The organism is Burkholderia torrens (assembly GCF_984668525.1).
Map to the genome: position 1 here is coordinate 1,777,862 of NZ_OZ480212.1, position 10,315 is coordinate 1,788,176.

At 69.0% G+C, this 10,315-nt stretch carries 9 protein-coding genes; 5 read left to right on the forward strand and 4 right to left on the reverse strand.

All coding sequences use genetic code 11. The features are described from left to right. Positions 1 to 107: 107 nt before the first annotated feature. Together AC5LXX_RS24275 and AC5LXX_RS24280 are read right to left on the reverse strand one after the other, a co-directional pair. Entirely contained in the window at positions 108 to 794 is a 687-nt protein-coding gene (locus AC5LXX_RS24275; RefSeq protein WP_322082460.1) for a type 1 glutamine amidotransferase domain-containing protein, read from the reverse strand. A gap of 408 nt (positions 795 to 1,202) precedes the next feature. Further along, the gene (locus tag AC5LXX_RS24280; RefSeq protein ID WP_493411267.1) at positions 1,203 to 2,231 is read right to left on the reverse strand and encodes a substrate-binding domain-containing protein; all 1,029 of its coding nucleotides are present in this window, start codon (positions 2,229 to 2,231) and stop codon (positions 1,203 to 1,205) included. 187 nt (positions 2,232 to 2,418) lie between these two features. Here AC5LXX_RS24280 and AC5LXX_RS24285 point away from each other — a divergent pair, with 187 nt between their 5' ends. Further along, entirely contained in the window at positions 2,419 to 3,981 is a 1,563-nt protein-coding gene (locus tag AC5LXX_RS24285; protein ID WP_493411268.1) for a glycoside hydrolase family 68 protein, read from the forward strand. A gap of 179 nt (positions 3,982 to 4,160) precedes the next feature. Further along, positions 4,161 to 5,783, forward strand: coding sequence for a glycoside hydrolase family 32 protein (locus tag AC5LXX_RS24290; RefSeq protein WP_493411269.1), 1,623 nt, complete (start codon positions 4,161 to 4,163; stop codon positions 5,781 to 5,783). Positions 5,784 to 5,872: 89 nt separating this feature from the next. Here AC5LXX_RS24290 and AC5LXX_RS24295 read toward each other — a convergent pair whose 3' ends face one another. Together AC5LXX_RS24295 and AC5LXX_RS24300 are read right to left on the reverse strand one after the other, a co-directional pair. Then, on the reverse strand, positions 5,873 to 6,622 hold the full coding sequence (locus AC5LXX_RS24295; protein ID WP_124447826.1) for an SDR family oxidoreductase: 750 nt from the start codon (positions 6,620 to 6,622) through the stop codon (positions 5,873 to 5,875). Between the two features lie 122 nt (positions 6,623 to 6,744). Continuing rightward, positions 6,745 to 7,662, reverse strand: a complete 918-nt coding sequence (locus AC5LXX_RS24300; RefSeq protein ID WP_493411270.1) for a LysR family transcriptional regulator — start codon at positions 7,660 to 7,662, stop codon at positions 6,745 to 6,747. A 163-nt stretch (positions 7,663 to 7,825) separates the two neighbouring features. On the opposite strand from AC5LXX_RS24300, the gene pdxR reads away from it, so the two are divergent. The 3 genes from pdxR (at position 7,826) to AC5LXX_RS24315 (ending at position 10,273) form a co-directional block, all read left to right on the forward strand. Continuing rightward, the gene (gene pdxR / locus AC5LXX_RS24305; RefSeq protein WP_493413405.1) at positions 7,826 to 9,310 is read left to right on the forward strand and encodes a MocR-like pyridoxine biosynthesis transcription factor PdxR; all 1,485 of its coding nucleotides are present in this window, start codon (positions 7,826 to 7,828) and stop codon (positions 9,308 to 9,310) included. Between the two features lie 95 nt (positions 9,311 to 9,405). Further along, complete coding sequence (locus AC5LXX_RS24310; protein WP_124447830.1) at positions 9,406 to 9,843, forward strand: carboxymuconolactone decarboxylase family protein; 438 nt, start codon at positions 9,406 to 9,408, stop codon at positions 9,841 to 9,843. A gap of 10 nt (positions 9,844 to 9,853) precedes the next feature. After that, positions 9,854 to 10,273, forward strand: a complete 420-nt coding sequence (locus AC5LXX_RS24315; protein WP_493411271.1) for a cupin domain-containing protein — start codon at positions 9,854 to 9,856, stop codon at positions 10,271 to 10,273. The last annotated feature ends 42 nt before the right edge of the window (positions 10,274 to 10,315 follow it).

A 10,315-nucleotide genomic window follows, 5' to 3' on the forward strand; every position in this document is an offset into this window, starting at 1 on the left:
ACTCCCCGCGCGGTGCGCGCGGCGGAGCGATCGGGGCCGTCGGCGGGCCGGCCATGCCCGGCGACGGAGCGGGAACGGCGCCGGCCCCGCCGGCGCCATGCCATCAATTACCGGCGGCCGAGCTTCGCGAGCAGTGCCTCGGCAGCGGGCTCCGACGACGCGGGGTTCTGCCCCGTGATCAGCAGCCCGTCGGTGACGACATGCGGCGCCCAGTCGGCGCTGCGCTCGAATTCCGCGCCGTTGGTCTTCAGCATGTCCTCGACGAGGAACGGCACGACCTCCGTCAGTTCGACGGCGGCTTCCTCGCTGTTGGTGAAGCCCGTCGCACGCTTGCCGCGCACGACCGATTCGCCGGTCTGCGGGTTCTTCACGTGGCGCAGCACGCCGGGTGCGTGGCAGACGGCCGCGACCGGCTTGCCGGCGGCGAGCGTGCGCTCGATCAGGCCGATCGAGTGCAGATCCTCGGCGAGATCCCACAGCGGGCCGTGGCCGCCCGGATAGAACACGGCGTCGTAGTCGTCCGCCGATACATCGGCCAGCTTGCGCGTCGACGCGAGTTCGGCCTTCGCCGCCGCATCGGCCTCGAAGCGGCGCGTCGCATCGGTCTGCGCGGCCGGATCGCTGCTTTTCGGGTCGAGCGGCGGCTGGCCGCCCTTCGGCGACGCGAGCGTCAGCTCGACGCCCGCATCCTTGAACGTGTAGTACGGCGCGGCCAGTTCCTCGAGCCAGAAGCCGGTTTTCTTGCCGGTGTCGCCGAGCGTGTCGTGCGAGGTCAGGACAACCAGAATCTTCATGATCGGACACTCCTTCGAAATGAACGGGGAAACGGGCCCGCGCAACCGGGGGCCCGGTCGGCGCGGCACGCCTGTCGGTTAGTCAGCGTTCGCGCGTCAACGTGCGATTCGTTGCACCGAATGCCGCGCGCCCCTATTAGACCAGTCGTCTAGAAAACGGCCAAATAAAACGACGGCGCCTCGCTGCCCGAACAGCATCGCAGCGCGAAATGGCATTTTCGCGTCCTTGTTGTCCAGGCCCGAATACGTCGTCGCATTCACGGAACGGATGATAGCGCCGGATTAGACCGGTCGTCTAGTAAAACGGGCATTCACCCCTGTCGACGTCATGGCCTTTTCGTCGCTACGACGCGGGGCACGATCCGGCAACGTCCGCGCCCGATCGCGCCCCTTCCGCTAGCGCGCCGGCTAGTCGCGCAACGGACCGTCCGTGTCGCCGGCCTCGATGGCCGGCGCCTCGAGTCGATGCTCGCGCACGCCGTCGCCCAGCAGCCGCAGCATCAGCTCCGCCAGCGCGCGGCCAGACGCATGCCCGGTCGGCTGTACGACAGCCGTGACGCGATACGGATGCGCGATGTCCGGCGGCACGCCGTCGTAGACGATCAGCGACATGTCGTCGCCCAGTCGCAGACCGCTGTCCACGAGCGCGCTGAACGCCCCGCCGCCCGCGATGTTGTTGTCGACCAGCAGCGCGGTCGGCCGCGCATCGCGCGCGAGCAAGGCCCGCGCCGCCTGCTGCCCGCCGTCGTGCGTAAACGGGCACTCGACGAGCAGCGCCGGGTCGGGCTCGATGCCGGCTTCGCGCAACGCCGACAGGAAGCCGGCGCGCCGCTGGGCGGCGAAATTCAGCGCCAGCGGCGCGCTGATCATCGCGATGCGCCGATGCCCGAAGCCGAGCAGCCGGCGCACCGCGTCGCGCGCACCGGCCTCGTTGTCGAAATCGAACCACGCATACGGTTCGGCGCCCTGCGTGCGGCCGTACGCGACGTACGGAAACGCGCTCGATTGCAGGTACGCGATGCGCGGATCGTCGACGAGCGTGCGCGCGACGATCAGCCCGTCGACGAGCTTGCCGTCGACGATCCGCCGATAGGTGTCCAGTTCCGCGTTCGGTCGCGCAGACGCGATGATGAAATCGAGATTGCGCTCGGCAAGCCGCTCGGTGATGCCCGCGACGACCTCGCCGAAGCGCGGATCGCCGAGATCGCCCGCGCCGAACGGATAGACGATCCCGATCATGTCCGCCCGACCGGTCGCCAGCCGGCGCGCGGTCGGATCGGCCACATAGCCCATTTCCCGCGCCGCCCGCGCCACGCGCTCGCGCGTGGCCTCGCTGACGTCGTCGTAACCGTTCAACGCGCGACTGACCGTCGTCCGCGACAGCCCGAGCGCGTCCGATAGCGCCTTCAGATTCACCTTCACCGTCGTTCCTCGCATTCGCCGATCCGCCCGGCCGCCCGACGTCCGCGACGCGCCGACCGGGTAATTATTTCCATTGAGTAACGATTACCGTCAAATAAATATCTTTTGCGTTCCAAACCGGTTTGAAATAGCATCCAAACCGGTTTGGACATCGATGCCCACTCAGCCGTTCAATTTCACCTTTTCAGGAAACGACGACGAGATGACATACTTTCCCCTTTTCCGCCCGATCGCGACCAAACGTTTGCTGCTCGCTGGCGGCGCACTTGCCGCCTTCGCGTCCGTCGCGCACGCGCAGTCCAGCGGCACGGGCGCGCCTGTGCCCACGCCCCATACGCAGCAAGCCTACGATCCCGAAGGCAACTTCACGATGCGCTGGACGCGCGCGGACATCCGCCAGATCGTCGCGCAATCGCACACCGCCGGCGCCGACAAGAACTCGCTGCCGCAAGCGCTGACGATGCCGGACATCCCGCAGGATTTCCCGCTGGTCAACTCGAACGTGTGGGTGTGGGACACCTGGCCGCTGGCCGACCTGCGCGCGAACCAGCTCAGCTACAAGGGCTGGGAGGTGATCTTCTCGCTCACCGCCGATCCGCACGCGGGCTACACGTTCGACGACCGTCACGTCCATGCGCGCATCGGCTTCTTCTACCGCCGCGCGGGCATCCCTGCGTCGCAGCGCCCCGCGAACGGCGGCTGGACCTGGGGCGGCCACCTGTTCCCGGACGGCGCGAGCGCCCGGGTGTTCGGCACCGCGCCGATGACCAACAACGCCGAATGGTCGGGCTCGGCGCGCCTCACGCAGGGCGACAACGTCAGCCTCTACTACACCGCGACGTCGTTCAACCGCTCGGCGCCCGGCGGCGCCGACATCACGCCGCCGCAGGCGATCATCACGCGCACCGACGGCCACATCCACGCGGACGACAAGCACGTGTGGTTCAGCGGCTTCGACGATCACAAGGCGCTGCTGCAGCCGGACGGCAACTACTACCAGACCGGCCAGCAGAACACCTACTTCTCGTTCCGCGATCCGTTCGTGTTCACCGACCCCGCGCACCCGGGCAAGACCTACATGGTCTTCGAAGGCAACACGGGCGGCCCGCGCGGCGCACGCACCTGCACCGATGCCGACCTCGGCTACGCGGCGAACGATCCGTACAAGGAAGATCTCAACGCGGTGATGAATTCGGGCGCAGTGTATCAAAAGGCCAATGTCGGCCTCGCGATCGCCACGAACCCGCAACTGACCGAGTGGAAGTTCCTGCCGCCGATCCTGTCGGCGAACTGCGTCGACGACCAGACCGAGCGCCCGCAGATCTACCTGAAGGACGGCAAGTACTACCTGTTCACGATCAGCCACCGCACGACGATGGCGGCCGGCGTCGACGGCCCGGACGGCGTGTACGGCTTCGTCGGCAACGGGATCCGTAGCGACTTCCTGCCGCTGAACGGCGGCAGCGGCCTCGTGCTCGGCAACCCGACCGACTTCTCCGCGCCGGCCGGCGCGCCGTATTCGCAGGATCCGAACCAGAATCCGCGCGAATTCCAGTCGTACTCGCACTACGTGATGCCGGGCGGGCTCGTCGAATCGTTCATCGATGCGATCGGCCCGCGCCGCGGCGGCACGCTCGCGCCGACGGTGAAGGTGAACATCAACGGCACGTCGACGGCGGTCGACCGCACGTATGGACGCAGCGGGCTCGGCGGCTACGGCGACATTCCGGCGAACCTGCCTGCCACGGGAGCCGGCCACAACTGACGGCAAACAGCGTAACCAACCATAACGAAAGCCGGTAAAGGCACGGGGTTGAGGAGGCGCTCATCGCGCGTGTCGTGTGTGCGCCTCCCTTTTTTCTTTGGACCATCGCGCATGCCGCCGTCGAAGACGGCATGCGCCCTCCTTTCCCGCTTCGCCCGACGAAGCACGGAACCGCGCGCATGAATTCGACGTCTTTCCGCTTTTCCTTCCTGATCGCCCGGCTGCTGCTCGCCTGCCTGGTGTGCACGCAGGCCGCCGCCGCGCCGTGTGGCGCACCGGCCGGCCCGGGCACGCCGCAATGGCGGCCCGCGCTCCACTACACGCCGCAGCGCAACTGGATGAACGATCCCAACGGGCTCGTCTACGACAACGGCCGCTATCACCTGTTCTATCAATACAATCCGCTCGGCAACGACTGGGGCAACATGTCGTGGGGCCATGCGACGAGCACCGACCTCGTCCACTGGCAGGAGCAGCCGGTTGCCATGCGCGCGAACGCCAGCGAGGAAATCTTCTCCGGCTCGATCGTCGCCGACACGCTGAACACGTCCGGCCTCGGCCAACCGGGCCGCACGCCGCTGGTCGCGCTTTACACGAGCGTCTACAAGCCGGGCTCGGGTCACGCACCCGGCGTCCAGGCCCAGTCGCTCGCGTACAGCCTCGATCAGGGCACGACCTGGCAGCCGTATGCGCACAACCCGGTGCTCACGCTCGATCCGGAATCGAAGCAATTTCGCGACCCGAAAGTGTCGTGGTATGCGCCGGGCGGCTACTGGCTGATGACGACGGTCGTCGCCGACGCGCAGGTCGTGAAGCTCTATCGTTCCGACGACCTGATCCACTGGAATTTCCTGAGCGACTTCACGCGGCCGGGCGTGCCGCACGACGGCGCGCTGTGGGAGATGCCGGACCTCGTGCCGCTGCCGCTCGATGACGATCCGACACGAATCAGGTGGGTCATGATCGTCAACGTCAACCCGTGGTCGATCGCGGGCGGTTCCGGGGCGATGTATTTCGTCGGCGACTTCGACGGCCGCACGTTCGTGCCCGACCATATTGCGCCCGCCGGCTCCGATCCCGCGCAATTCCGCTGGGTCGACCATGGCGCGGACTTCTACGCGGCCGGCACGTTCTCGGGCGCGCCCGGCGCACGGCCCGTCGCGATCGCGTGGATGAGCAACTGGGACTACGCGGCGAAAGCGCCGACCACACCGTGGCGCGGCGCGACCACCCTGCCGCGCGAACTGTCGCTGAAGACGATCGACGGCGAACCGACGCTCGTCGTCGCGCCTGCCGCCGCATTCGGCGCGTGGGCGGACAGCCGGCCCGCCGTGCACGAAGGCGACCTCACGATCGACTCCGCGACGCGCGTGCTGCCGGCCGCGACGCGCGGCGTGGCCCAGCGGATCACGGTGACGATCGCGCCCCGGCAAGCGGCGCGCGCAGGCCTGATCGTCAGAGGTTCGGCCGACGGATCGACCGGCACCCGGATCGTCTACGACACGGCGAAACGCACGCTGACGCTCGACCGTTCCCGCTCCGGCGACACGCATTTCGCCGGCACGTTCAGCCGCGAGCACATCGTGAACCTGCCGCTCGAGCGCGGGCAGGTGCGGCTCGAGATCGTCGTCGATCGCGGGTCGGTCGAGGTGTTCGCGAACGGCGGCCGCGTGGCGCTGACCGACCTGGTCTTTCCGCCGCTCGACGCGGACCGCGTCGCCGTGTTCGCCGAGCAAGGCCGCGCGACGTTCTCCGGGCTCACGGTGACGCAACTCGAAGCCGGCGCCTGCGCTTCCCGATAGGCACGGTGCGCGTGCGCCGTCGTGCAGGCGACGGCGACCGTCCGCCCGGCGTGGCTTCGCCCGGCGACGGTCTCCGTCGGAGGCACGGATCAGAGCAGGCCCATCCCGCCCGACGCGATGATTTCCGCGCCGACGATGAACGCCGATTCCGCCGCGCTCAGGTGCAGCACCGTCGACGCGATTTCTTCCGGCGTACCGAAGCGGCCGACCGGGACGAGGCCCTTGATCTTGTCGGCCGTCGCGTCGAGCGTCGCCGCATCGAGTCCGAGCTTGCCGTACAGCGGCGTCTGCACCGGGCCCGGGCTGACGACGTTCACGCGCACGCCGTGCGGCAGCAGTTCCGTCGACAGCGTCTTCGCGAACGAATTGACGGCCGCCTTGCTCGCGGCGTACACCGACGAACCGGGCATCCCGATGTGCGCGTTGATCGAGCCGTTGATCACGATCGACGCGCCGCGGTTCAGCAGCGGCACCAGCGACTGGATCTGGAAATACGCGCCCTTCACGTTGGTGTTGAACACGAGGTCCCACATGGCCTCGTCGCTGTCGGCGAACGGCGCAAGCTTCGCGACGCCCGCGTTGATGAATACCGCGTCGAGCCGGGCGCCGGCCGTCGCGATCGCGTCCGCCAGCGCGCGGGCCGACGCGACGCTGCCGGCTTCGTTGCGGATCGCCAGCGCGCCTTCGCCGAGCGTCTGGCGGGCGGCTTCCAGTGTCTCGGCGTCGCGCCCGGTGATGATGACTCGCGCGCCTTCGGCCGCGAATGCCCTGGCGGCCGCCAGGCCGATGCCGCTGTTGCCGCCCGTGACGAGGACCGTCTTTCCTTCGAAGCGTTGCATGATGTTCTCCTGTGAACCGGTGAGTTGACCGTGAACACAGGATGCGCGCGGCGCGCGGCCTTGCCGTACGACGGGCGCGACGGACATGTTCGAAAACATCGAACATGTTCGGACAGCCGCTTTCAGCCAGTCACGTCGATTCCGTCGAGCAGCCGCTGTGCGAGGCGCGGCTCGCGCAGTTGCTCCAGCCACCATTGCAGCGCGCGGCCGTCGCGGTCGCCGTGCCACGCAACGTAAAGCCGGTTCGGCTCGCGCGGATCGGCCGTCTGTTTCTCGACCAGTTCGCCGCGCGCGAGCAGCGACGCGACGCGCCGGCGCGGCACCCAGCCGACGCCGAGCGCATCGCGCTGCGCGAGGATCTTCGCGCGCATCGACGGCACCGCGAGCACGGCCTGCCCGCCGAGCAGCCCGTAGGCGCGGCCGGCCGCGCGCCGCGACGAATCGGCGACGACGACCGCGCGATGCGCGCCGATCGCGTCGCGCGTCAGCACGCCGCTCGCGGCTGCCAGCGGATGGCGCGGCGACACCGCGAATACCCACTCCATCGCACCGAGTTCGAACCATTTGAAGCCGGGAATCGCCGGCGGCTCGTTGGTCGCGCCGACCACGAGGTCCGCGCGGCCGTCGCGCAGCGCTTCCCAAGTGCCGCCGAGCACTTCGTGCGTGAAGCGCAACGACACGCCGGAGTCGAGCGCGTCGAATGCACGCACAACCGGCAGCAGCGTGTCGAACTCCAGCACCTCGTCGCTGACGATCCACAGCCGGTCCTCCCAGCCGCTCGCGACCTGCCGCACGCGCTGCGTGAGCCGCGCGACATCCAGCGCCAGCCGTACCGCCTCGTCGGCGAGCAGCTGCCCGGCCGGCGTGAGCTGCAGCCGGTAGCCGCGCCGGTCGAACAGCAGCGCGTCGAATCGCGTTTCGAGCTGGCGCGCCGCGTGCGACACCGTCGACGGCGCCTTGCCCATCCGCGCGGCCGCGCGCGACAGGCTGCCGGTGGCACGGATCGCGTCGAGCAGCGCCAGTTCGTCTTCGGACAGCATGAGATCGCTCCGGTATGGGGTTGTCGTGGATCGTAAGGCAGCGGCGGGCTGCGGTCCAATCGCGCGACGCAGGCGGCGGCGTCTTCCGCATGCCGCCGATCCGGCCGACGACTTCCGGTATCCTGACGGGCACCGAATCATCATGATCGAGGTAACCACTGCGATGGACATCGCGATCCGCATCGAAGGCCGTCACGACCTGACGGGACAGATCTTCCGGCAGCTGCGCACCGCGATCGTCGACGGGCGCCTCGCAGGCGGCGCGCGGCTGCCGTCGACGCGCGATCTCGCGAAACAGCTCGGCGTGTCGCGCAAGACGACGCTCGACGCGTTCGAGCGCCTCGTCGCCGAGGGCTACCTGAACACGCGCGCGGGCGACGGCACGTTCGTCGCCGACGGCCTCGCGCGCGTGCCGCACGCCGCGGCGATGGCGGCACCGTCGATCGTCGAGGACACGCCGCGCGTCAGCGCGGTCGACGCACGCGCGCTGTGGAACGACCTGCCCAACGCGCTCGCGATGCCCGCGCCGCAGGATTCGCCGGGCTTCGACTTCCGCGGCGGCGTGACCGACAAGACGCTGTTCCCGTTCGACGCGTGGCGGCGCTGCCTGCATCACGCATTGCGCCAGCAGGCGCGCGGCCCCGGCCAGTACCACGACCCGGCCGGCGACCCGCAGCTGCGCGGCGCGATCGCGCGCTACGTCGGGTTCAGCCGCGCGGTCGCGTGCAGCTGGGACGACGTGCTCGTCGCGCAAGGCGCGCAACAGGCGCTCGACCTGCTCGCGCGTGTCGTCGTGCGGCCCGGCGACGTCGTCGCGGTCGAGGATCCCGGCTATCCGCCCGCCCGCGCCGCTTTCGCGTCGCTCGGCGCGACGGTGATCGGCGTGCCGGTCGATGCGCATGGCCTCGTCACCGAACGTCTGCCCGACGAGGCGCGGCTCGTCTACGTGACGCCGTCGCACCAGTTCCCGCTCGGGATGCCGATGACGCTCGATCGCCGCGTCGCGCTGCTCGAGTGGGCGCAGCGCCGCCGCGCGGTGATCATCGAGGACGACTATGACGGCGAGTTCCGCTTCGAAGGCCGCCCGGTCGAATCGCTGAAGAGCCTCGACCGCACGGGCCTCGTCGCCTACGTCGGCACGTTCTCGAAAACGATCTTTCCCGAGTTGCGGATCGGCTACGCGATTCCGCCGCGCGCGCTGCGCGGCGCGCTGGCCAAGGCGAAGCAGATCGTCGACTGGCACACCTGCACGCTGACGCAGGCGGCGCTCGCGCGCTTCATGGTCGAAGGCGATTTCGCGCGGCACCTGAAACGTGTACAGAAACACTACGACGCGCGCCGCAAGATGCTGATCGCGCACCTGCGCGGCGAACTCGCGCCGTGGTTCGACGCGATCGTGCCGACGGCCGGCATCCACCTCGCCGCACACCTGAAGCCGGGCCTCGACGAGGCGGCGCTGGTCCGCGCGGCGCGTGCGCAGGACATCGGCCTGTACGGGATCTCGGCGTTCCACGTCGGCGTGCCGGTCCGCGCGGGGCTGCTGTTCGGCTATGGCGGGATCGACGCGCCGCGCATCGACACGGCGCTCGCGAAGCTGGCCGCGCTGCTCGGCCCCGACAGCGCCGGCGAATCGCCACTGGTTACCTGAATTTCCACGAAATTGGCTATTCAAGCAGGCCAGTCGACCACTTAAAGTGGGTCCTGTCGCGCCAACCGGGCGCTACCCACCGAAAAGGACCTGCCATGCAACCGCGCCTGAATTTCTATGCCGCCAGCCCGAATGCGATCAAGGTGATGCGCAACGCCGAGGAATTCCTCGCGAAAAGCTCGATCGAGAAGCCCCTCGCCGAACTCGTCCGCCTGCGCGCGTCGCAGATCAACGGCTGTGCGTTCTGCGTCGACATGCACACGACCGACGCCCGCAAGGGCGGCGAAACCGATCGCCGCCTGGCGACCGTCGTCACGTGGCGCGAAACGCCGTTCTTCACCGAGCGCGAACGCGCGGCACTCGAATGGACCGAGGCGCTGACGCTGGTGGCCGACAACCACGTGCCGGACGCCGTCTGGGAAGCCGTGAAGCCGCACTTCACCGACGAGGAGCTGTTCGACCTGTCGATGCTGATCGCGACGATCAACTCGTGGAACCGCTTCGCGATCGCGTTCCGCAAGATGCCCGAGTAAGGAGGCGACGATGACCGGCTCCCCGCTCCGTCGCGCCGCCTCGTGCGTCGCGCTCGCACTCTGTGCCGCGCTGCCGGCCGCCGCTGAGGCACACGACGCCGGCAGCACCGTGCACGCGATCATGCAGCAGGCCGTGCCCGAAGCGCCCGGCAAGCTTGCCGTCGTCGCGACCGTCGACTATGCGCCCGGCCAGGCGTCCGAAGCGCACCGGCACCTCGGCTCGGTATTTGCCGTCGTGTCGAAAGGCGAAGTGCTGTCGCAGGTGAACGGCGGCCCGCTGCGCCGCTACCGCGCCGGCGAAGGCTGGTACGAGGCGCCCGGTTCGCGCCACCAGGTGTCGCGCAACGCGAGCGCGACCGAGCCCGCCCAGCTCGTCGTGTTCGGGCTGACGGGCGAACATGAACCGCTGAAGTCGCCGATCGATCAGTAATCCGCGTGCGGGGCGCGTGCGCGGGATACCGCGTGCGCACCT